Origin of the sequence: Streptomyces sp. AC555_RSS877, assembly GCF_019049245.1 — a bacterium.
In the GTDB taxonomy this organism is placed as follows: domain Bacteria; phylum Actinomycetota; class Actinomycetes; order Streptomycetales; family Streptomycetaceae; genus Streptomyces.
In genome coordinates this window covers 118,203-139,263 of record NZ_JAGMUK010000059.1, presented here as the reverse complement: position 1 = coordinate 139,263, position 21,061 = coordinate 118,203, and the positions used below count along the sequence as shown (strand labels likewise).

The 21,061-nt window shown below is 71.9% G+C and carries 18 protein-coding genes; 9 read left to right on the top strand and 9 right to left on the bottom strand.

Features of this window, described 5'->3' with window-relative positions:
* Window positions 1-402: 402 nt before the first annotated feature.
* On the top strand, window positions 403-2,826 hold the full coding sequence (gene lon / locus KUM49_RS26185) for an endopeptidase La (protein WP_217239403.1): 2,424 nt from the start codon (window positions 403-405) through the stop codon (window positions 2,824-2,826).
* 75 nt (window positions 2,827-2,901) lie between these two features.
* On the opposite strand, the gene KUM49_RS26180 is transcribed toward lon, so the two are convergent.
* Window positions 2,902-3,723, bottom strand: a complete 822-nt coding sequence (locus KUM49_RS26180; RefSeq protein WP_308406758.1) for a lysozyme — start codon at window positions 3,721-3,723, stop codon at window positions 2,902-2,904.
* Window positions 3,724-4,016: 293 nt separating this feature from the next.
* Here KUM49_RS26180 and KUM49_RS26175 point away from each other — a divergent pair, with 293 nt between their 5' ends.
* Window positions 4,017-4,526, top strand: coding sequence for a MarR family transcriptional regulator (locus tag KUM49_RS26175; protein ID WP_217239401.1), 510 nt, complete (start codon window positions 4,017-4,019; stop codon window positions 4,524-4,526).
* 28 nt (window positions 4,527-4,554) lie between these two features.
* On the opposite strand, the gene KUM49_RS26170 is transcribed toward KUM49_RS26175, so the two are convergent.
* Window positions 4,555-5,343, bottom strand: coding sequence for a protein phosphatase 2C domain-containing protein (locus tag KUM49_RS26170; protein WP_217239400.1), 789 nt, complete (start codon window positions 5,341-5,343; stop codon window positions 4,555-4,557).
* Between the two features lie 378 nt (window positions 5,344-5,721).
* Between KUM49_RS26170 and KUM49_RS26165 the strand changes: the two genes are divergently transcribed.
* The 5 genes from KUM49_RS26165 to KUM49_RS26145 are packed head-to-tail and all read left to right on the top strand — an operon-like array spanning window position 5,722 to window position 11,362.
* Window positions 5,722-8,547 carry a nitrate- and nitrite sensing domain-containing protein gene (locus KUM49_RS26165; RefSeq protein WP_308406750.1) on the top strand — a complete coding sequence of 942 codons (2,826 nt, stop codon included), beginning with the start codon at window positions 5,722-5,724 and terminating at the stop codon, window positions 8,545-8,547.
* Entirely contained in the window at window positions 8,544-9,053 is a 510-nt protein-coding gene (locus KUM49_RS26160; protein WP_217239398.1) for a roadblock/LC7 domain-containing protein, read from the top strand. Before KUM49_RS26165 ends, KUM49_RS26160 begins: the two co-directional genes overlap by 4 nt.
* On the top strand, window positions 9,050-9,469 hold the full coding sequence (locus KUM49_RS26155; RefSeq protein ID WP_217239397.1) for a DUF742 domain-containing protein: 420 nt from the start codon (window positions 9,050-9,052) through the stop codon (window positions 9,467-9,469). The genes KUM49_RS26160 and KUM49_RS26155 overlap by 4 nt, the downstream gene beginning before the upstream one ends.
* Window positions 9,450-10,085, top strand: a complete 636-nt coding sequence (locus KUM49_RS26150) for an ATP/GTP-binding protein (RefSeq protein ID WP_217239396.1) — start codon at window positions 9,450-9,452, stop codon at window positions 10,083-10,085. The genes KUM49_RS26155 and KUM49_RS26150 overlap by 20 nt, the downstream gene beginning before the upstream one ends.
* Window positions 10,086-10,099: 14 nt before the next feature.
* Window positions 10,100-11,362, top strand: coding sequence for a styrene monooxygenase/indole monooxygenase family protein (locus KUM49_RS26145; RefSeq protein WP_217239395.1), 1,263 nt, complete (start codon window positions 10,100-10,102; stop codon window positions 11,360-11,362).
* Here the strand turns inward: KUM49_RS26145 and KUM49_RS26140 are convergent.
* From KUM49_RS26140 to KUM49_RS26125, 4 genes are all read right to left on the bottom strand, one after another.
* The gene (locus tag KUM49_RS26140; protein WP_217239394.1) at window positions 11,326-12,471 is read right to left on the bottom strand and encodes a C40 family peptidase; all 1,146 of its coding nucleotides are present in this window, start codon (window positions 12,469-12,471) and stop codon (window positions 11,326-11,328) included. The two genes, KUM49_RS26145 and KUM49_RS26140, sit on opposite strands and share 37 nt — an antisense overlap.
* A 103-nt stretch (window positions 12,472-12,574) precedes the next feature.
* Window positions 12,575-12,868 carry a hypothetical protein gene (locus KUM49_RS26135; protein WP_217239393.1) on the bottom strand — a complete coding sequence of 98 codons (294 nt, stop codon included), beginning with the start codon at window positions 12,866-12,868 and terminating at the stop codon, window positions 12,575-12,577.
* A 12-nt stretch (window positions 12,869-12,880) separates the two neighbouring features.
* Window positions 12,881-13,534 carry a TetR/AcrR family transcriptional regulator gene (locus KUM49_RS26130; RefSeq protein WP_217239392.1) on the bottom strand — a complete coding sequence of 218 codons (654 nt, stop codon included), beginning with the start codon at window positions 13,532-13,534 and terminating at the stop codon, window positions 12,881-12,883.
* Window positions 13,535-13,652: 118 nt separating this feature from the next.
* Window positions 13,653-14,591 (bottom strand): diiron oxygenase, encoded by a 939-nt coding sequence (locus tag KUM49_RS26125; protein WP_217239391.1) that lies wholly within the window; start codon window positions 14,589-14,591, stop codon window positions 13,653-13,655.
* Window positions 14,592-14,745: 154 nt separating this feature from the next.
* Here KUM49_RS26125 and KUM49_RS26120 point away from each other — a divergent pair, with 154 nt between their 5' ends.
* Complete coding sequence (locus KUM49_RS26120) at window positions 14,746-15,549, top strand: hypothetical protein (protein ID WP_217239390.1); 804 nt, start codon at window positions 14,746-14,748, stop codon at window positions 15,547-15,549.
* 12 nt (window positions 15,550-15,561) lie between these two features.
* Here the strand turns inward: KUM49_RS26120 and KUM49_RS26115 are convergent, their stop codons facing one another.
* Entirely contained in the window at window positions 15,562-16,068 is a 507-nt protein-coding gene (locus KUM49_RS26115; protein ID WP_217239389.1) for a DUF3291 domain-containing protein, read from the bottom strand.
* Window positions 16,069-16,235: 167 nt separating this feature from the next.
* Between KUM49_RS26115 and KUM49_RS26110 the strand changes: the two genes are divergently transcribed.
* Window positions 16,236-18,197 (top strand): nitrate- and nitrite sensing domain-containing protein, encoded by a 1,962-nt coding sequence (locus KUM49_RS26110; RefSeq protein ID WP_217239388.1) that lies wholly within the window; start codon window positions 16,236-16,238, stop codon window positions 18,195-18,197.
* A 12-nt stretch (window positions 18,198-18,209) separates the two neighbouring features.
* On the opposite strand, the gene KUM49_RS26105 is transcribed toward KUM49_RS26110, so the two are convergent.
* Both KUM49_RS26105 and KUM49_RS26100 read right to left on the bottom strand, forming a co-directional pair.
* The gene (locus KUM49_RS26105) at window positions 18,210-19,670 is read right to left on the bottom strand and encodes a penicillin-binding transpeptidase domain-containing protein (protein WP_254401817.1); all 1,461 of its coding nucleotides are present in this window, start codon (window positions 19,668-19,670) and stop codon (window positions 18,210-18,212) included.
* Between the two features lie 8 nt (window positions 19,671-19,678).
* Window positions 19,679-21,040, bottom strand: coding sequence for an FtsW/RodA/SpoVE family cell cycle protein (locus KUM49_RS26100; protein ID WP_217239386.1), 1,362 nt, complete (start codon window positions 21,038-21,040; stop codon window positions 19,679-19,681).
* Between the last annotated feature and the right edge of the window lie 21 nt (window positions 21,041-21,061).

The window sequence follows — 21,061 nt, the reverse complement described above, 5'->3', positions numbered from 1 at the left end:
AGCAACAGGGCGCCGCGCATGGCCCCTCCAGGGCGAACCCTGCCTTCGCGGCGTCCACCGGCTGAGCTCAGCGTGACCTCGACGGCGATGCCGTCGCCGCGTCCGGCGGCAGCAACCCGTACACGGTCTCGGCACAGCGCCCAGGCGATGCCCGTCCGTCCAGTCAGCACAGACGGAGTTCCCGACCGGTGCCGGGAAGGTCGAGGGTGGGTCTGGTGTTGGGGGAGATGTGGCCGACGGGGGACCGCCGGAGGTGTCGGGGCGGTCGTCTGCGCGTCAGGACATGCCTGGTCAGAGGCAGGTTGGCCAGTGATCGCTCAGAGCGAACGCGGCCCAGGGAACAATCCGGGGCCCACGTGCATTGAGTCGGCATAGCTCAACTTGACTGCCGAAGGGGAGATCATGGCTGCTGAGTCCACGGCGTTCACACCGCTCGCCCTGCCCGTGCTGCCGCTCGACGACGAGGTCGTGCTGCCCGGGATGGTGGTTCCGCTGGATTTGAACGACGCCGATGTGCGCGCCGCGGTGGAGGCCGCCCAGGCCGCCGCACGCTCGGAACCCGGTAAGCCCAGGGTTCTGCTGGTGCCACGGATCGACGGGACGTACGCGAGCACCGGAGTGCTCGGCACCGTCGAGCAGGTCGGCCGGCTGGCCGACGGCGACCCGGGTGCGCTGATCCGCGGACGCGACCGCGTGAGGATCGGCGCCGGGACCACGGGGCCGGGTGCGGCGCTGTGGGTCGAGGGGACGAGGGTCGACGAAAGCGTGCCCGACCCGCTGCCCGGTCACGTCACCGAACTGGTCAAGGAGTACAAGGCCCTTGCCACGGCCTGGCTGCGCAAGCGCGCCGCCTGGCAGGTCGTCGACCGGGTGCAGGCCATCGACGACGTGTCCGCGCTCGCCGACAACTCCGGTTACTCGCCCTTCCTGACCACCGAACAGAAGGTGGAGCTCCTGGAGACGGCCGACCCGGTCGCCCGCCTGAAGCTCGCAACCCAGCACCTGCGCGACCACCTCGCCGAGCAGGACGTCGCCGAGACCATCGCCAAGGACGTCCAGGAGGGTGTCGACAAGCAGCAGCGCGAGTTCCTGCTGCGGCGCCAGCTGGAAGCCGTCCGCAAGGAACTGCGCGAGCTCAACGGCGAGCAGGAGGGCGAGGAGTCCGACGACTACCGTGCCCGCGTCGAGGCCGCCGACCTGCCCGAGAAGGTCCGCGAGGCAGCCCTCAAGGAGGTCGACAAGCTGGAGCGCTCGAGCGACCAGTCGCCCGAGGGATCCTGGATCAGGACCTGGCTCGACACCGTCCTCGAACTGCCGTGGAACGAGCGGACCGAGGACCAGTACGACATCCAGGGTGCCAAGACGATCCTGGACGCCGAGCACGCCGGACTGCAGGACGTGAAGGAGCGGATCACCGAGTACCTGGCGGTGCGCAAGCGCCGTACCGACCGGGGGCTGGGTGTGATCGGCGGCCGCCGTGGTGGTGCCGTCCTCGCGCTGGTCGGCCCGCCCGGCGTCGGCAAGACCTCGCTCGGCGAGTCCGTCGCGCACGCGATGGGACGGAAGTTCGTGCGGGTCGCCCTCGGTGGCGTCCGGGACGAGGCCGAGATCCGCGGTCACCGCCGTACGTACGTCGGCGCGCTGCCCGGCCGGATCGTCCGGGCCGTCAAGGAGGCCGGGTCGATGAACCCGGTCGTGCTCCTCGACGAGATCGACAAGGTGGGGTCCGACTTCCGGGGCGACCCGGCCGCCGCTCTCCTGGAGGTCCTGGACCCCGCGCAGAACCACACCTTCCGGGACCACTACCTGGAGGTGGAGCTGGACCTGTCGGACGTCGTCTTCCTGGCCACCGCGAACGTGCTGGAGGCCATCCCGGAGGCGCTGCTCGACCGTATGGAGCTGGTCCGCCTCGACGGCTACACCGAGGACGAGAAGATCGTCATCGCGCGCGACCACCTGCTGCCGCGTCAGCTGGAGCGGGCGGGGCTGGAGAAGGCCGAGGTCACGCTCGACGAGAGCGCGCTGCGCAAGCTCGCCGGCGAGTACACGCGTGAGGCGGGCGTCCGCAACCTGGAGCGGTCCGTCGCACGGCTGCTGCGCAAGATCGCGGCCCAGCACGAACTGGGCGAGCGGAAGCTGCCGTTCACGGTCAGGGACGAGGATCTGCGCGCCCTGATCGGCCGGCCGCACCACGTGCCCGAGTCCGCGCAGGACCCGGCGGAGCGCCGCACCGCGGTGCCGGGCGTGGCGACGGGCCTCGCGGTCACGGGAGCGGGTGGTGACGTCCTGTTCGTCGAGGCGTCACTGGCCGACCCGGAGACCGGCGCGGCGGGGCTGACCCTGACCGGCCAGCTGGGTGACGTGATGAAGGAGTCGGCGCAGATCGCGCTGAGCTTCCTGCGCTCGCACGGCGCCGAGCTCGAACTGCCGGTGGCCGACCTGAAGGACCGGGGCGTGCACATCCACTTCCCGGCGGGCGCGGTGCCCAAGGACGGCCCGAGCGCGGGCGTCACGATGACGACGGCGCTGGCGTCGCTGCTGTCGGGCCGGCTGGTCCGTACGGACGTGGCGATGACCGGTGAGGTCTCGCTGACCGGCCGGGTCCTGCCGATCGGCGGCGTGAAGCAGAAGCTGCTCGCCGCGCATCGGGCAGGGGTGACCACCGTCATCATCCCGAAGCGCAACGAGCCCGACCTGGACGACGTCCCGGCCGAGGTGCTGGACAAGCTCGACGTCCACGCCGTCACGGACGTCCGCCAGGTCCTGGAACTGGCGCTGTCCCCGGCGACGAACGGGGCCGCACCGGAGGTTCCGGTGGCGGCGTGACGGACGCCGCCGGATGAGGCAGGGCCCGGGTTCTCGTGAGGGAGGCCCGGGCCTTCGCCTGTCCGTTCCAGGGTGTCAGCCGTTGGCGAGGGCCACGACCCGGTCCAGTGCGCCGTTGAACTTGTCGTGGTCGCCGACGGTGGGGCCGGAGGACGTGTACTGCCACATGGTGTAGCTGCTCCAGCCGGTCGGCAGCGTCCCCGCCGTCGGGGCGTAGCGGGCGATCCACAGCGGATTGGCGGCGGCGAAGGCCGCGTGGTCACCGGTGCACTGCGTCCACCAGCTGGTGGCGGTGTAGATCACGGCGTTCCGGCCCGTGCGCGCCTTGTACTGGTTCAGGAAGTCACGGATCCAGCTGACCATCGCGCTCTGCGTCTTGCCGTAGCAGGCGTCGCCGTAAGGGTTCCACTCGATGTCGAGCACGCCGGGCAGCGTCCTGCCGTCCTGCGACCAGCCGCCGCCGTGGTCGACGAAGTAGTCGGCCTGGGTCGCGCCGGCCGCGGTGTCCGGGGTGGCGAAGTGGTACGCGCCGCGGATCATGCCGACGTCGTACGAGCCGTTGTACTGCTGGGCGTGGTACGGGTTCGTGTAGTACGTCCCCTCGGTCGCCTTCGCGTAGGCCCACCTGACCCCGCTGCCCCACAACGTCGGCCAGTCGACGTTGCCCTGATGGCTGGAGACGTCGACGCCCTCGGTGTGGGCGGCGCGGGTGTCGGCGGGGACGCCGCTCTGGCCGTCGTGGGTGAGGACGCCCATGCCCATGCGGGCGGTGCCGCGGGCGGGGCTGGGGGCGGTCTCCGCGGAGGCCGGGGTGGTGAGGGCGAGTGGCAGGGCGGCGATCAGGAGGCCGGCGAGGAAGTGGCGCCGGGGGTGGAGGGCGCGGAGGGCGCGGAGCACGTCGGGTCTGAGCACATGGGGTCTGAGCACGTACACAGCGTGCCTTCGATGGCTCGGTGGTGCTCGGTGGCAGGGGGAGGCGGGTGACAGGGCGCGACCCGTCGTCATCCTGTTGCTGGCGTGGGCATGCCAGTCAGGTCCGGTGAACCAGGCCGCGCACGCCGGAACACCGGGTCGGAGCAAGGTCCGGACGCTGCCGATGGTCCAGCCCTGCGAAATACTGGCGGAGCTGCGGCGATGACGGCCTTCGGCGGCGAACTTTCAGGACCGGGAAATCCGAGGCAGGGGCTGACGTGCACGACAACGGAAACGACGGACGTGGAGTCGCGTCCGGGGGTCCCCCCTCTGGGGGAGTGGCCGCGAGTGGTGTGGACCAGCCCGCGTTCCTGGCGCTGGAGCGCGAACTGACCGTCCTGCTGCGGCGTGCCCGGGCCAACCAGGGCGAGATGGCCCGCGAGGTCCACCCCGACCTGGAGTCGGCGGCCTACGGCCTCCTCATCCGCCTCGACGAGTGCGGCCGCCAGCGGGCCACGGAGCTCGCCGCGTACATCGGCGTCGGCAAGGCGACCATGTCCCGCCAACTGCGTGCCCTGGAGGAGCTCGGGCTGGTGGCCCGGGAACCCGACCCGGCCGACGGCCGGGCCTGGCTGGTCGCGCTCACCCAGGAGGGCCAGGACCGGGTACGGCGGGTGCGCGAGGCGCGCCGGGCGCGGTACGCCGGGCGGCTCGCCGACTGGGATCCGCGCGAGGTCGGGGAACTGGCGCGGCTGCTGCAGCAGTTGAACCGGGGGATGGAGAAGTAGGAGCGGGGCCTCGACGGGGGAGTCCGCGTCACAGCTCCACGTACACCACGCTCGCGTCGTCATGCGTCTTGCCGCGGCCGAGGAACTCCCGGCTCTCCGCATCCCCGCGCTCCAACTCGCGCACCCGCTCCACCAGGTCCCCCGCCCCCTCCTTGCGTACGAACGTGAAGCAGTCCCCCCAGTCCCCCTCCCGGAACCGCTCCACCCACCGCGTCGCCCCGTCCGTCAGGGCGGCCAGCGCGCGCACCTCCGAGCGCCGCAGCACGCCCGTCACCGCCCGCTCCGCCACCGACGGATCCGCCGCCGCCGTGAAGAAGCCGCCCTCCTTGTTGCGGACCGTGGAGTCGACCAGGGCGTCCGTCGCGAGGGCGGAGCGCGGGAGGCGGGAGAGGCGGTCGTCCAGCTGAGCGGTCACCGTGCCGTCGGGGGACTCGATCAGCAGTGCCGAGTCCGACAGGACCAGGTACTCCACCGACTCCGGCGACCAGCGGGCCACAACCACCGTTGCCTGAGGGGTGCGTGGGTGAGAAAGATCACAAGTGGTGTGATGGGCCTCGGCTGTTCGAAGAATGGCCCGTGAAAGGATGTCCGGCAGCGTCACATCTCGGCAGGAAAGGGCCAGTTCGGTCAGCGCCCCGCCGAGACGGGAGGTGAACCAGGGCACCGGATGCAGACAGCCCGTCGCGTCCCGCGGAGGTGTCACGCCGTCCAGGAGTACGAGCACGCCGCCCAGCCCGGAAGCCGGTAGGGCGACGCCGGCGAAGTCCTCGTTGGGGCGGGCCGGATCACCGGGCTCCGAAACAAGTTCCATGCGCATCCGGCCAGTCTGCACGAGCTCTTCACGAGGTGCGCAAAAGTCTGGCATCGGCCGCCGAATTGACGCAGTCGCGCAGGTCAGGCGCCTGGTTTGGGGTGGAATGGTTCGCTCCGGGCAGGCGTGGCGGCGAATCCTGCCACCGCCCGCCGCCGACGTCCAACCGGCCCACCGTGCAAGGGTGCCGCACGAGCCGGAGGAACTTGCCCGCCAACTCTCCTCCGAGGTTCACTCCTTCGGGTGGCGGGTCCAGCGATGCGCGGTCACCGCCCACCGGCACTGGGAGGGTCGGGGACCGTACCGGGCGTACGCAGAGTCGACACCCGGTGACGTTGCGTAACCCGGCCCATGGGTACTCACGAGTCAGGAATGCGAGCACCGGTGCAGAAGACGCGGCCTCGTCGTACAGGCAAGAAGGCGGCCTCCGAAAAAGGCGTGGAGAGCACGTCCGGCACCCCCGTCCCCGGTCCGTCCGGCACCTCCGGCGCCCCGAGCACCCCCGTCGGCAAGGGCCGGCCCACCCACGTCCGCACCCGGCTCATTCTCGCCGTCACCGTGGTGGCCGCCGCCATCGCCGGGGCCGGCGCGCCCTCCCTGGTCACCGCCTCCGGGGAGCTCAGCGACTCCCAGGACCTGGTGGTTCTCGCCGAGCAGACCCAGGACGCCCTCGCGCTCGCCCACTCGCTCTCCGACGAGCGCGACGAGGTGACGCCGTACATCGCGGCCGGCCGCCCCAAGTCCAAGGCGCCCAGCGAGCAGCGCAGCGCCCGGGTCGACCGGCAGGTGGAGGAGCTGCACGCCGACACCGACCTGCCCGCCGGGGTGCGCGGCGACCTCGACGGCATAGCGGCCGTCCGCCGGGCGGCGCTGAGCGGCAAGAGCAGTGCCCTCGAAGCCCACCAGGCGTACTCCGCCGCCATCACCGACCTGCACCGGCTCGCCGAAGACCTGGCCGAACAGCTGCCGCCCCGCGCGGGCTCCGGCGGGTACGCCCTCGCCGAGCTGGACTCCGCCGTCCAGCAGGCCGCCGCCACCCGCGGGCTGCTCCTGGCGGCCCTCGCCGTGCCGACGACGACGCAGACCGTGATCGACCCGGTCACCGGCCTGCCGTCCACCGAGACCACCTCCTCGAACGCCGACGCCAAGCAGCGCGACGCCCTCACCGCCGCCGCCCAGCAGGCCCGCCTGCGCTCCGACGCAGCCCTCGCCGACTTCGCCGAGACCGCGCCCGCCGACGCCAAGGCGCGCTACGACTCCACGGTGACCGGCCCCGAGGTCAACTCCGCCGACAAGTACCTCGCCACCCTCACCGACCAGCCGGCCCTGTCCGACGGTGAGCTCGCCACCACCGCCACCAAGGTCGACGCCGCCCTCTCCGCCCGCATCGACGCGATGCGCGGCGCGGAGGCCGCCCTCTACGACCGCCGGGTCAAGGACCTCGCCCAGCTGCGCGACGACGACGTCACCGCGCTGGAGATCCGCATCGCCGTCCTCGGCGCCCTGATGCTGCTGACCGTCGGCATCGCCACCGCCATGGCCCGTACGCTCACCCGGCCGCTGTCCGTGCTGCGCCGCGGCTCGGCCCGCCTCGCCGGAGCCGAGGACCCGACCGCCGAGGAACCGGTCGCCTTCACCGGCCGCAACGACGAGTTCGCCCAGGTCGTCCGCTCGGTCAACGCCCTGCACGCGCACGCGGCCGCCCTCGTCGAGCGGGTCTCCACCCTGGAGGCCGACCGCAAGCACCTGGTCGGCCAGCGGCAGAAGATGGCCGACGCCCGCGAGCAGCTCAAGACCGAACTCGCCGAGTCCGCCGCCCAGCTGGAGCGGCTGCGCACCAGCATCGGCGCCACCTTCGTCAGCCTCGCGCTGCGCACCCTGGGCCTCGTCGAGCGGCAACTCGCCGTCATCGAGGGCCTGGAGGAGCGCGAGCAGGACCCGGACCGGCTCGCCACGCTGTTCAAGCTCGACCACTTCGCCACCGTCATGCGCCGGCACAGCGAGAACCTCCTCGTCCTCGCCGGAACCGAACACGTCCAGCAGACCGCCGGCCCCGTCCCGCTCGTCGACGTCGTGCGCGCCGCGGTCAGCGAGATCGAGCGCTACGAGCGGGTCCGCATCGCCGCCCTGCCGCCGCACGCCCACATCGCCGGGTTCGCCGCGGACGACCTCTCCCACCTGCTGGCCGAACTCATGGAGAACGCCACCTCGTTCTCCCCGCCCGACCTGCCCGTCGAGGTCTCCGCCTGGCTCCTGGAGAGCGGCGAGGTCATGCTGTCCGTCCAGGACGAGGGCATCGGCATGACCGGCGACCGCCTCACCCAGCTCAACGCCCGCCTCGCCGACTTCGACCCCGAGACGACGTACGACTCCTACGACCAGGGCGACGAGGAAGGCCTCGGTCTCGGCCTGTACGTCGTCGCCCGCCTCGCCCACCGGCACGGCGTCCGCGTGCGGTTGCGCGAGCAGAAGCAGGGCGGCATCGCGGCCGTCGTCGTCCTGCCGAAGACCCTGCTGGCGCCCGCGCCGACCGCCGCCGTCCCCTCCGCGTCCTCGCACACGGTCGGCGGCGGCACCCACAGCTTCTCCCTGCCTGGCGCGGACGCGGAGGTCAACTCCAACGTCCTCCACGGCCGTTCGGAGGACGACGACCCACTGGTCGCGCTCGCGGAGACGGCCGTAAGGCAGCGGGAGGGGGAGGCCCCCGTCGAGACCACGATGGAACTCCTGATCCCCGAACCCGCCGCGGCCGGCGACGACAGCGCCACGGCCGGCGCGGGCGGGGCCGGACCTCTCGACGGCGGGACCGAATCCCTCGGCACCGAGGCCGGATCCCTCGGCACCGAGGCCGGATCCCTCGGCACCGAGGCCGGATCCCTCGACGCCGAGGCCGGATCCCTCGACGCCGAGGCCGAGACGGAACACGGGCGAGTCCCCGATGAACCGGAGGAGCTCGTCACAGACAAGGGTCTGCCCAAGCGCACCCCGAAGATCACCGCACTTGCCCCAGCGCAGCGGCAACGCGGTGGATCCGTGGACGCCGAAGCGCTCCGCCGCCGCCTGGGCGGCTTCCGCCGGGGGGCGGAGGCCGGCTACCGAGACGTAGAGACGGAGATCTCCGAACAGACGGGCCAGAACAAGGCGCCCGTCAGGGAATCCGCAGCATCCGAAGAAGCCACGGGGGGCACAGCCGAGGAGGCAAGCAGTTGACCGCGCCCAGTACCTTCGGACTGAGCCGTGAGGCCCGCAATCTTCATTTCCTGCTGACCAATCTCGTCGAGGAGGTGCCCGGCATCCGGTCGGTCGCCGTCGTCTCCTCCGACGGCCTGCTCCTGCTCTCCTCCGACCCCGGCCGCAACGCCGAGGCGCGAGAGCCCCGAGCGGACAAGCCCACCGGCCCGCGCGGCTCCTCCGCCGACCTGGCCACCATCGTGTCCGGCGTCGGCAGCCTCACCATCGGCGCCGCCAGGCTGATGGACTCCGGCCCGGTGAAGCACACCATGGTCGCGATGGACGAGGGCAGCCTGTTCGTCATGTCGATCAGCGACGGTTCGCTGCTCGGTGTGCACGGCGCCGCGGACTGCGACATGAGTGTCGTGGCGTACCACATGGCGTTGTTCGTGGGCCGGGCCGGCCACGTCCTGACGCCCGAACTCCGCAGCGAGCTGCGGCAGTCCCTGGAGCACGAGTCGACGCCGACGGGGAGTACCCGATGAGCAGTACGCCGAAGAGGCTCCCCGTGCGCGGTGTGGACCGCAAGCCGGCGCGCGTGCGCCCTTACTCGCTCACCGGCGGCCGTACCCGCTTCGGGCACGTTCTCCTCGTGGAGACGTTCGTGGCCACCACCGCCGCGATCGAGGCCGCCGAGGAGCGCAGGGAACTGACGAACGGTTCGCTCAACACCCGGGTCATGCCGGAGATGCGGGCCATCGTCGAACTGTGCCGCCGTATGCGCACGGTGGCGGAGATCGCCGCGCTGCTGAAGATGCCGCTCGGCGTGGTCCGGGTGCTCCTCAGCGACCTCGCGGACCAGGGAAGGATCCGGGTGTACGGAACAGGAACCGGTCACGGCACGGGGCGGCCGGACCGGGCTCTGCTGGAAAGGGTGCTGAGTGGACTCCGTCGTCTCTGACGCCGTTGGCGTCTCCCCGCTTCTCGAGGACGAGGGGCCCGTACAGCCCTGGCAGACGGATCGCACCCGCGCCCCGATCGCCACGAAGATAGTCGTGGCGGGAGGGTTCGGCGTCGGCAAGACCACGCTGGTCACCGCCGTGTCGGAGATCACGCCCCTGCAGACCGAGGCGTTGATGACCGAGGCGAGCGAGGAGCACGACGACCTCACCGCCACGCCCGGCAAGCTGACCACCACCGTGGCCATGGACTTCGGCCGCCTCACGCTCGACGACGACCTGGTGCTCTACCTGTTCGGCACGCCGGGCCAGCAGCGGTTCTGGTTCATGTGGGACGACCTCGTGCGCGGCGCGATCGGCGCCGTCGTCCTCGCGGACACGAGGCGCCTGAAGGACTGCTTCCCCGCGCTCGACTACTTCGAGAGCTGCGGGCTGCCGTACGTCGTGGCGGTCAACCACTTCGACGGCAGCGAGCGGTTCGAGCCCGAGGACGTGCGGGAGGCATTGACGATCCCCGCGCACATACCTGTAATGATCATGGATGCGCGCCGCCGGATTTCGGCCATCGAGACCCTCCTGGCTCTGGTGGGCCACGCGCTGGACGTCACACCCGAGTAGGAGAACAGTTCCGTATGCGGAAGATACTCGTCGTCGGAGCCGGTCAGTCCGGACTCCAGCTCGCCCTCGGCCTCCAGTCGCGGGGGTACGAGGTCACCCTGATGTCCAACCGGACCGCGGACGAGATCCGTACCGGCCGGGTCATGTCGACGCAGTGCATGTTCCACACGGCACTCCAGCACGAGCGCGATCTCCAGCTGAACTTCTGGGAGTCCCAGGCCCCGAAGATCCAAGGACTCGGCGTCTCGGTCGCCGCCCCGGGCTCGTGGGAAGAGGGCCCCGCGGCACGCGCGATCGACTGGGTGGGCACGCTCGACGGGTACGCGCAGTCGGTCGACCAGCGGGTGAAGATGGCCGGCTGGATGGAGACGTTCGCGCAGCGCGGCGGCCAGCTGGTCATCCATGGCGCGGCGGTCGGCGACCTCGACTACTTCTCCCGTACGTACGACCTGGTGCTGGTCTCGGCGGGCAAGGGCGAGCTGGTGTCGATGTTCGCCCGCGACCCCGAGCGGTCCCCCTACAGCGAGCCGCAGCGCGCCCTCGCCGTCGCCTACGTCCACGGTCTGGGCCCGCGCCCGGAGCACCCGGACATGGAGGCGGTCCGCTGCAACCTGGTCCCCGGGGTCGGCGAGATGTTCATCATGCCGACCCTCACCACCTCCGGCCGCGCCGACATCCTCTTCTGGGAGGGCATACCCGGCGGCCCGCTGGACGTCTTCAACGGCGTCAAGGACCCGGCGCAGCACCTCTCCCTGACCCTGGAACTCATGGAGCGGTACCTCCCCTGGGAGTACGCGCGCGCCACGAAGGCCGAGCTCACCGACGCGGGCGGCACCCTGGCGGGCCGTTACGCCCCGACCGTCCGCAACCCCGTCGGCCGTCTCCCCGGCGGCGGCCTGGTCCTCGGCGTCGCCGACGTGGTCGTCGCCAACGACCCGATCACCGGCCAGGGCTCCAACTCGGCGTCCAAGTGCGCGGCGGCGTACCTCGCGTCGATCGTCGAGCGCGGGGACGAGGAGTTCGACGAGGAGTGGATGCGGGCGACGTTCGACCGGTATTGGGACACCGCGCAGCACGTCACCAAGTGGACGAACGCGATGCTCGCCCCGCCGCCGGAGCACGTGCTGAACCTGATCGGGGCGGCGGGCCAGCTGCCGCTGGTGGCTGATCGTTTCGCCAACGCCTTCGACGACCCGGCCGACTTCGAGAACTTCTTCTACGACCCGAGGAAGACCGAGGGCTATCTGATGGAGGTCTCGGGGGCCGCGGGCGCGTAACCCTCGTCCGACCCCTCCAGGGCGTCCTCGGGGAGCTCCGGCGGCGTGTACCGCCGCAGGGGCTCCCCGCCCGGATCGGGCCGTACGGCCCCGAGGACCGGGTTGGCCGCGATCGGCGACACCTTGACCTTCGCGCCCGGCCGCGGCGCCTGCACCACCATCCCGTCGCCGAGGTACATCGCCACGTGGGTGGCCTCGCGGAAGTAGACGACGAGGTCCCCGGGCCGCAGCTCCTCCAGCGGGATCCGCTCCAGCTCGGCCCACTGCTCCTGACTGGTCCGGGGGACGGGTGCCCCGGCCCGCCCCCAGGCCTCGGAGGTCAGCCCCGAGCAGTCGTACGAGTCGGGCCCCTCCGCCCCCCACTCGTACGGCTTCCCGAGCTGGCGCACGGCGTACCGCACCGCCCGGTCGCCCTCCGCCGACGGCTTGCGTTCGCTGCTGAGGGCGCCGGACGCCATGAAGGCGTCCTGGGCCTTCGCGATGCCGTTCTTCTCGAACTCGGCCATCGCCGCGAGCTCTTCCGTGCTGAGCGAGGCGAGCAGCTCCTCGACCTTCTTCAGCCGCTTCTCCACTGCGTCCCGCTCCTTCTTCTGCCGGGCGGCCAGGGTGAGTTGGCCGTCCAGGGCCTTGCGGGCCTCGCGGGCCAGCCCGTCGGCCTTCTTCTCGCTGCCGGTCAGGCGGCCCACGGTCTCGGCGCGCTCGCGCGACAGCCGGCCGATCACATGCCCCTGGTCGAGGGCGTGCTCGGGGTCGCGGGCGAGAAGCAGCCGGACGTACGGGGAGATGTCGGTGCTGTTCTGGTACTGGTGCCGGGCCAGCCGGCCGGCCGCCCTCCGGCTGTCGTGCAGCGAGAGCCGGGCGCGCGACAGCTCGGCGTCCAGGCGCCTCACCTCGGCGCGCCGCTTCTTCAGCTTCTCCTCGGTGGCGTTGTACGTCTCGGTGGCCCGCTCGGCCTCCCGGTACAGCCCCTGAAGGTCCGTCAGCAGGTCGGCGACGGAACGCCGAGCGGGTTCCGGAGGCTCGGGCACGGCCGCGGCGGGAAGGGGTGCGAGGACGGTTCCGGCCGCCATCGCCGCCGTACAGACGAGGCGCAGAAGCCTTCCTGACACGTCATCACCTCCGGTGCGGGGCAGCACTTCCGCTCCGCACCGCGAGCATGGGACGTGGGTGACGGGTCCGCGCGCCGAGTGTGCGCGGTTCGGCCCAACGGGGTCACCCGTCGGTGGCGTCCGGCTTGGACCAGGGCCACTTGCGCCGGCCGGCCTGTCCGGTGGGGTCGTACGCGTACTTCCATCCCTGGTGGAGTCCGAGACGCTTGCTCTGCGCGCGCGGGACCCGGCGGTAGACCAGCACGGTCGGCGGGCCGCCGGCGGCGTCCGGGACGGGGATGCGGTAGGTCTTGGGCGGGTGCCCGGTGGCGCCCAGCAGGACGGGCAGCACCCGGCCGTCCATGGGGCCGCCCTCGAAGGGGGTGTCTTCGCTCTTCACGGCACCAGTGTCGGCCATCCGCCGACGGTCTCAGCCACCGGCGGCCAGGGCCTCCACCAGGGCCGAGGTCTGGGGGTCGCGCCGCGCCGTCACCGACAGGACCGCCACGAACTGTTCCACGAGCCAGTCCCGCAGCTCGCCGGCGGGCGGCTGCTTGTCCTCGTCCAGCCAGATCAGGGAGGCGGCCTCGACGGCCGTGATCCACATGCGGACGGTCATCCGCAGCCGGGGACCGGGGTCGGTGACCTCCAGGTGCCGCATGATGTGCTCGGCGGCGGCCCGCCGTACGCCGTCCACCGTGGCCGTCGTACGGGAGGTCTCGACGACGCTGCCGCCCTGGAGGAGGGCGCTGAAGCCGGCGTCGTGGTGGTCGACGAAGTCGAGGTAGCGGTCCAGGGCGCGGGCGAGGCGGGGGAGCGGGGGCCCCTCGTGGGGCTCGTCGAAGCACTTCTGCAGTTCCTCGGCGGCGGACCGGAGGGCGGCCTCGTACAGCTGCTGCTTGCCGCCCGGGAAGTACCGGTACACGAGCGGGCGCGACACCCCGGCCGCCTCCGCCACGTCGTCGAGCGACACGTCCTCGGGGAGCCGGTGCGCGAAGAGCGACAGCGCGGCGTCGAGCAACTGGCTGCGTCGCTCCTCGACGCTGAGGCGGCGGTAGGCGGGGGTGGGGGCGGAGGACGTCATGACGGGCAGCGTAACCGGCGCGCCCCCGCCGGTAACCGGGCGAACCGGCCGGTAACGGTCGACCGTGAACCGGCCGGTACCGGTCGACCTCGGCCGGTACCGATCCTCAAGGCCGGTGCTAGGCCAGCAGGCCGGAGGACCGCCACAGCCGTCGTCCCACCCCGCGCAGCACCCCGATGTCGTCGAGGAAGTCGGTCAGGCGCTTCGCGCCGGTCTGCATGACCTCCCGCCGGTGCCCGCTCGCCTTCACCTGTGCCAGGGCCTCGTGCCGGTCCAGTCCCACGTTCGTGTAGACCTCGGGGTTCACGAACGCCACCGAGAACACCCGCGCGAACTCGCCGGAGGTGACCCGGGTGAACTCCTGCGACCACCTGGGCGCCGTCACCATCTGGCGCCGCAGCTCCTCGCGGGCGTACCGCACATGGCGGGCCTCCTCCACCACGTGGATCCGGGTCACCCCGCGGATCAGGGTCTGCACCCGCTCGTCCGGGAAGGTCAGCCGCTGCATCCAGTCGAGGACCTCCTCGCCGAGCAGGGTGGCGGTGAAGGAACCCGGGGTGGTGGAGATGGTCTTGAACAGGCGCCCGAGGTGCTGGTGTGCCCGGCTCACCGGGTACCAGGGTGTGTCGCCGTGCGAGATCAGCCGGGCGAACATCCTGGAGTGCCGGCACTCGTCCTCGATCTCGGTGAGGGCGTACCGCACGTGTGCGCTCGTCGCCGCCTTGTCGTAGACGTGCCGCACGAGCAGCTGCATCAGGATGAGCTCGAACCAGATCCCGAGCGAGGCGAGCGCGGCGGCCTCGTGCCGCGAGAGCAGGATCCGCTGCTCCTCGCTCATCCGCTTCCACATCGGGGTGTCGTAGAGCGAGACCAGCTCCGGCGGCCAGAACCACTTGCCCTCCTCGAAGGGCGCGTCCCAGTCGAGCTCCTTGTCCGGGTCGAAGGAGTGCTTGGCCGAAGAAGCCAGCAGCCGCTCGGCCACCTGCTCCCGGTCCTTGAGCAGCCCGAGCGCGTCACGCAGCCCGTCGAGCGCGTCGGCTTCGGTCAGGGTCGTCATGGCTGATCCACCTCGTCGTCGACCTCGTCGTCTGTTACCGGCGGTTCACTCCCGCGCGTCTTATGAGACTGCCTGTCAGCAAGCTCGTCAATCCCCCTCGCGCGACTTGTTGACGCGACGTCTACGTTCCCCGCGGGTGCAGTAACGTTCTGACGTGTCCACACCCACTCCGCCGCAGAGCCCGTATCCACCGCAGAACCCGTACGGCGGGCCGCCGCCGCAGGACCCCTACGGCGCCCCGTACCCGCAGCAGCAGCCCTACGGCCATCAGCCCGCCCCGCCCTACGGCGCCCCGTACCCGCAGCAGCCCGGCGGCTGGGTCCCGCCGACTCCGAAGAAGACCAGGACCGGGCTCGTTCTCGGCATCGTGGGCGGGGTCGTCGCCGTGATCGCGGTGGGCGTCGGCGTGCGGGTCGGCGGCGGTTACCCGGCGTCCGAGTACGCCCTGACGCTGCCCGAGACGCTGCTGGACGGCCGTTACCGGATGACCGAGGACCTCTCCGACGTCGAGGGTCAGTCGGTCGAGGACGAGATGGACGGCGCCTGGGACGCCAAGGTCGTCGACGCCAAGGTCGGCACCTACGGCGCGGGCGGCGACGAGACCAAGGGCGCCTTGATGGTCTCGGGCATGTACGGCCAGTTCAAGAACCCCGACGGCGACCGCGACAGCATGCTGGAGGGCGCCGCAGAGGCCGAGAGCGCGAGCCTCGCCACCCCGCCGCGGGACTTCCGGCCGGCCGGCTCGGACATCACCATCTCCTGCCAGGTCGTCACCCAGCAGCGGCTCGGTACGACGATGACCTACCCGGTCTGCGCCTGGGCGGACGGCAACACGGCGGCCGTCGTCGCGGAGGTGGCCGCGGACACCTACACGCAGGCCCCCTCCGAGATCGACCTGGACGCGGCCGCCGAGACCACCCTCCGGATCCGCTCCGAGATGCGGAAGCCGATCGACTGACCCGGACAGGCCCTACACCGAGCACCCCAGGCCCTCGGGAACCTCCCCGGCCACCGGCTCCGCCGTCCCCGGCGGGAACGACGTCCGCAGGGTGAAGGCGTACGGCGTCGGACCGTTGGCCCGCAGGTGCAGCAGACGGGCCTCCGCCTCGGCGATGGTCGGGCGGTGGCCCGTCGGCACCCACCACAGGGTCGTCATCGCCTCCGTCGGGCGCTCGAACCACTCATTGCGCCGGGCGAGCATCTCGCGGTGGTCTCCCTGGTACATGAACGCCGTCAGCGCGTTCGAGTCCCGCCACACCGTCATGTTGATGATCAGCCAGTCGTCGTCGAAGACACGGAGGTCCGTCGCGTCGCCGCCCTCGCTCTGCAGTCGCCAGACGTAACCGTCGGCGGCCTCGGCGTCCGCGTTGACGGAGTCGAGGGCGTCCACGAAGTCCTTCAACTGCGGTGAGTCCAAAGGGGCCTTGAGCCGGGATATGTTCACCTGGGCGAGTTCGTGCGTGGCGGCTGTCGTCATGGACCGAACGATAGGTCGGGAGCCTGCGAGCGGCCTAGACCCTGTCTCATCAGATGGGCATTGTCCGTCTTTCACAACCCGGTCACCGCCCGAGTGAGTACCTGTGCACCGTCGGCTTACGATCCAGAAACCGCCTTCTGACCTGCCCGCCCCTAGCCTCACGGGACATGACGGGGAACGTATCGACCACCCATCGCCCGAACCGCCCGAGGCCGTCCACCTTGCCGGGCTGGAACTCCATCCGCGGACGCATGGCCATCGTGCTGGCCGTCCCGACCTGCCTGCTGCTCGCCCTCATCGGACTCGGCGCCGCCGACCGCGCCGCCGACTGGTCCGACGCCCGGGCGACCGAGGCGCACGTCGGCGTCCTGCTGCGCGTGCAGGACCTCGTCCACGAAGTACAGCGCGAACGCGGACTCACCAGCGGGCTGTTGGGCGGTGCCCAGGAGTATCGCGACGACGTGCGCACACAGCGGGACCGTACCGAGAAGGCCCGCGAGGAACTGCGCACGGTGCTCGACGACGAGCGCGGTGACCTGCCCGGCGCCACCGTCGCCGCCCTCGACGCCGCCGAGGGGCCCCTCGCGGAACTCACCTCGACCCGCGCCGACGTCGACGCCGGTGACGCCGGCCGTTCCGCCACCCTGACCGCCTACACCAAGGCCGTCACCGCCCTGATCGACGCCGAGTCGGCCGGCGCGCCCGACGGCGACCGCCACATCGCCCAGGGGGTGCAGGCGCTCCAGGCGCTGGCCCGCGCCACCGAGGCCGTCGCCCTCGAACGCGGCTCCCTCAACGGCGTGTTCGCCGCAGGACGCTTCCGCACCGGCGAGTACCTGGACTTCACCGAGATCCGCGCCACCCGGCTCGCCGCGCTCGGCCAGTTCCGTCAACTCGCCACCGCCGGGCAGGAGTCCGGCCTCGACGACGCCTTCGCGACCGCCGCCGCCCGCCGGGTCACCGGCTACGAGCAGCAGGCCGAGGGCGGTGCCGACGGCTCCGCCCTCTCGGTCGCGCCCGCCCGCTGGTGGGCCGACATGACCACCCTCGTCGACGATCTGCACGGCGTGCAGAAGCAGACCGGCGACGACGTACGGGCCCGCGCCGAGGACACCGGGGACGCGGCCACGCGGCAGCTCGTCGGCTTCCTCGCCCTCGGCGCACTGATCCTCGCCGTGGCCACCGCGCTGGCCCTCTTCTCGGCCCGCTCCATCACCCGCCCCCTGGGCGCCCTCGCCGACGAGGCGGACGCCGTCGCCGGAGCCGGGCTGCCCGCCGCCGTGCGGCGCATCCAGGAGGCCGATCCCGACGCCCCGCTCCCGCCCGAGCCCGAGAAGCCCGAACTCCCGGGCGGCGCACGGGAGATCACCCGCCTGGCCACCGCCCTGCGCAACGTCGAGCGGACCGCTGTCGACCTCGCCGCCGAACAGGCCGTCCTGCGCCGCAACAGCACCGAGTCCCTGACCAGCCTCGGGCGCCGCAACCAGGCGCTGCTCAACCGTCAGCTCGGTCTGATCACCACCCTGGAGAGCCAGGAGCTCGACCCGGAGGCGTTGGCCGAGCTCTTCGAACTCGACCACCTGGCCACCCGCATGCGACGCAACGCCGAGTCGCTGCTCGTGCTGGCCGGCGCGGAGTCCCCGGGCCGGGTCTGGCGGGGCACGGTCGCCGTCCACGAGGTCGTGCAGTCGGCCGTGGCCGAGGTGGAGCAGTACCAGCGTGTCGCCGTCACCGACGTCCAGCCCTGCCGGGTGCGCGGCCACTGCGTCGCCGAACTGTCCCACCTGCTGGCCGAGCTGGTGGAGAACGCCCTGATGTTCAGCCCGCCCAAGCAGCCCGTCGAGGTCTACGGCTGGCGGGACGGCGCCGAGTACTGCCTCGCCGTCGTCGACCGGGGCATCGGCATGACCGCCGCCCGCATCGCCGAGGCCAACGCCGTGCTCTCCGGCCGCGATGCCTTCCTCAAGGCCCCCACCCGCTTCCTCGGCCACCACGTCGTCGGCGCGCTCGCCGCCCGCCTCGGCGCCCACGTCGAACTCCGGCCGACCGAGGGCTCGGGTGTGACGGCGTACGTGGCCCTGCCCAGCGCCCTGGTCCAGGAGGTGTCCACTGCGGCGGCCGCGCACTGAGCGCGGGAGGCCTCAGCCCCCGCCACGCCCCGAGTCCAGCACCGCCTTCATCACCGCCCGCGCGATCGGCGCCGCGTCCCCGCCCCCGCTGATCTCCCCCCGGTCCGCCTCCGCGTCCTCCACCACCACCGCGACCGCCACCCTCGCCTCCATGTCACGGTCGTCCTGCGCCCAGGAGACGAACCAGGCGTACGGCGTGCCGGAGTTGCCGATGCCGTGCTGGGCGGTGCCGGTCTTGCCGCCGACGGTGGCGCCGGGGATGGCCGCGTTGGTGCCGGTGCCCTTGGTGACCACCTCGGTCATCAGCTCCTTCAGCAGGGCGGCGGTCGCCGGGGTCATCGCCTGCCGGGCGGGACGCGGCCCGGCCGTCGTCACCGTGGCGCCGCTCGGCCGGGTGACCCGCTCCACCAGGTACGGCAGCCGCACCTGCCCGCCGCCTGCGACCGCCGCCGAGACCATCGCCATCTGCAGGGGCGTGGCCCGCGTGTTGTACTGCCCGATCGACGACAGCGCCAGCTGCGCCCGGTCCACTGAGGTGTCGAAGGTGCTCTGCGCCACCGAGAAGGGGATCCTGAGCGCCGTGTCGTTGAAGCCGAAGGCCTGCGCGGTGGCCGTCATGTCGCTGACGCCCACCCGCACACCGAGCTTCGCGAACACCGTGTTGCACGACCACTTGAACGCCTCCCGCACCGAGAGGTCCTCGCAGCCGTCCGACTCGTTCGTCAGGCGCGTCGTCGTCCCGGGCAGTCGGTAGGGGGCCGGCGAGTCGGTCCGCGCGTCGACGTCCGTGACCACGCCCGCGTCCAGCGCCGCCGCCGCGGTCACCACCTTGAAGGTGGAGCCCGGCGGATACGTCTGCCGTACCGCCCGGTTCAGCATCGGCTTGTCCGCGTCGCCGTTCAGCCGTGCCCACGACCGGCCCACCGCCGCATCGTTGCCGGAGAGCGCCGCCGGGTCGTACGACGGCGTCGACACCAGCGCCAGGATCCGCCCGCTCGACGGCTCGATCGCGGCCACCGCACCCTTGCGCCCGCGCAGTCCGGCGTACGCCGCCTGCTGCGCGGTCCGGTTGAGGGTGGTCACGACGTCGCCGCCGGAAGGCTGGGAGCGCGTGAAGTCGTTCCACAGCCGGATGCCCGACAGCAGCGGGTCGGTGCCGGACAGGATGCCGTCCTCGGAGTGCTCCAGCAGGGTCGTCCCGTACTCCTGGGAGGCGAACCCGGTGATGGGCGCGTACAACGGCCCGTCCTCGTAGGTCCGTTCGTAGCGGAGCTGTTCGCCGGTGTCGCGAGAGCCGGTCACCGGTACCCCGCCGACCAGGATGTCGCCGCGCGGCTGGCCGTAACGGGCGATGCTGTGACGGCGGTTGGCCGGGTTGTCCTCGTAGGAGAGGGCCTGGAAGACCTGGATGCGGGCGGCGTTGACGAGGAGCGCCACGAGCAGCAGGACGCAGAAGCACGCGGAGCGCCGCATGTAGCGGGTCACGACCCCACCTGCCCGTCGTACTGGCTGCGGGCCGAGTCGCTCACCCGGATCAGCAGCGCCACGATCGCCCAGTTGGTGACGACCGAGGAGCCGCCCTGGGCGAGGAACGGCATCGCCATGCCGGTCAGCGGGATCAGGCCGGTCACCCCGCCCGCGATCACGAACACCTGGAGCGCCACGATCGAGGCGAGGCCGACCGCGAGCAGCCGTCCGAAGGGGTCACGCAGGGCGAGGCCCGCCCGGTAACCGCGCTCCACCAGGAGGGCGTAGAGGAGGAAGAGCGCCGCCAGGCCCGCAAGGCCCAGCTCCTCGCCCGCCGTGGCGAGGATGAAGTCCGACTTGGCGGCGAAGCCGATGAGGACGGAGTGGCCGAGGCCGAGACCGGTGCCGAGGATGCCGCCGGCGGCGAAGGAGAACAGCGACTGGGCGAGCTGGTTCGGCCCCTGGCCCGCCTCGATCGACGCGAAGGGGTGCAGCCAGTCCTCGACCCTGCTGTGCACGTGCGGCTCCAGCCAGCCCACCGCGACCGCGCCCAGCGCGGCCAGCAGCAGGCCGACGGCGATCCAGCCGGTGCGGCCGGTGGCGACGTACAGCAGGACGACGAACAGGCCGAAGAACAGCAGCGAGGTCCCCAGGTCGCGTTCCAGGATCAGCACGCCCACGCTCAGCAGCCAGACGGCGACGATCGGGCCGAGGACGCGGCCGGTGGGCAGCTGGAGCCGCCACACGCGGCGGCCGGCGTACGCCAGTGCGTTGCGGTTGGCCGCCAGGTACGCGGCGAAGAACACCGCGAGCAGCACCTTCGCGAACTCGCCCGGCTGGATGGAGAACCCGGCGATCCGGATCCAGATCCGGGCACCGTTCACCGCGGGGAAGAAGATCGGCAGGATGAGCAGGAACATCGCGGCGGCCACACAGACGTACGCGTAGCGCGTCAGGACACGGTGGTCGCGCAACAGCAGGACCACCACGATGAACAGGGCGATCCCGAGCGTGGACCACACGAGCTGGGTGGGCGCCGCCCGGTCGCCGGGGGTCTCCAGGTCGAGCCGGTAGATCAGGACCAGGCCGACCCCGTTGAGCAGCACGCCGATCGGCAGCAGTAGCGGGTCGGCGTACGGGGCGCGCAGGCGCACCGCGATGTGCGCGAGCAGCGCGAGCACGCCGAGCCCGGCGCCGTACCCCGCGGCGCCGGGCGGGACGGTGCCGTTCTTGGCGAGGCCGACGCCGCAGTAGCCGTACACGGACAGCAGGACGGCGAGGACGATGAGGGCCAGTTCGATGCCACGGCGCCGGGGGAGGCGTACGACGGCAGCGGGGGTCTTCGCCCGTACGACGGTGGTTCCGGCCTTGATCATGTCCGGAACCTATCCAAATAG

Excerpts from the sequence above, each read along its gene's own strand:
- lon (WP_217239403.1), top strand. The coding sequence starts at position 403 with ATGGCTGCTGAGTCCACGGCGTTCACACCGCTCGCCCTGCCCGTGCTG.
- KUM49_RS26170 (WP_217239400.1), bottom strand. The coding sequence starts at position 5,343 with ATGCGCATGGAACTTGTTTCGGAGCCCGGTGATCCGGCCCGCCCCAAC.
- KUM49_RS26155 (WP_217239397.1), top strand. The coding sequence starts at position 9,050 with ATGAGCAGTACGCCGAAGAGGCTCCCCGTGCGCGGTGTGGACCGCAAG.
- KUM49_RS26145 (WP_217239395.1), top strand. The coding sequence starts at position 10,100 with ATGCGGAAGATACTCGTCGTCGGAGCCGGTCAGTCCGGACTCCAGCTC.
- KUM49_RS26135 (WP_217239393.1), bottom strand. The coding sequence starts at position 12,868 with ATGGCCGACACTGGTGCCGTGAAGAGCGAAGACACCCCCTTCGAGGGC.
- KUM49_RS26130 (WP_217239392.1), bottom strand. The coding sequence starts at position 13,534 with ATGACGTCCTCCGCCCCCACCCCCGCCTACCGCCGCCTCAGCGTCGAG.
- KUM49_RS26125 (WP_217239391.1), bottom strand. The coding sequence starts at position 14,591 with ATGACGACCCTGACCGAAGCCGACGCGCTCGACGGGCTGCGTGACGCG.
- KUM49_RS26115 (WP_217239389.1), bottom strand. The coding sequence starts at position 16,068 with ATGACGACAGCCGCCACGCACGAACTCGCCCAGGTGAACATATCCCGG.
- KUM49_RS26110 (WP_217239388.1), top strand. The coding sequence starts at position 16,236 with ATGACGGGGAACGTATCGACCACCCATCGCCCGAACCGCCCGAGGCCG.
- KUM49_RS26105 (WP_254401817.1), bottom strand. The coding sequence starts at position 19,670 with ATGCGGCGCTCCGCGTGCTTCTGCGTCCTGCTGCTCGTGGCGCTCCTC.
- KUM49_RS26100 (WP_217239386.1), bottom strand. The coding sequence starts at position 21,040 with ATGATCAAGGCCGGAACCACCGTCGTACGGGCGAAGACCCCCGCTGCC.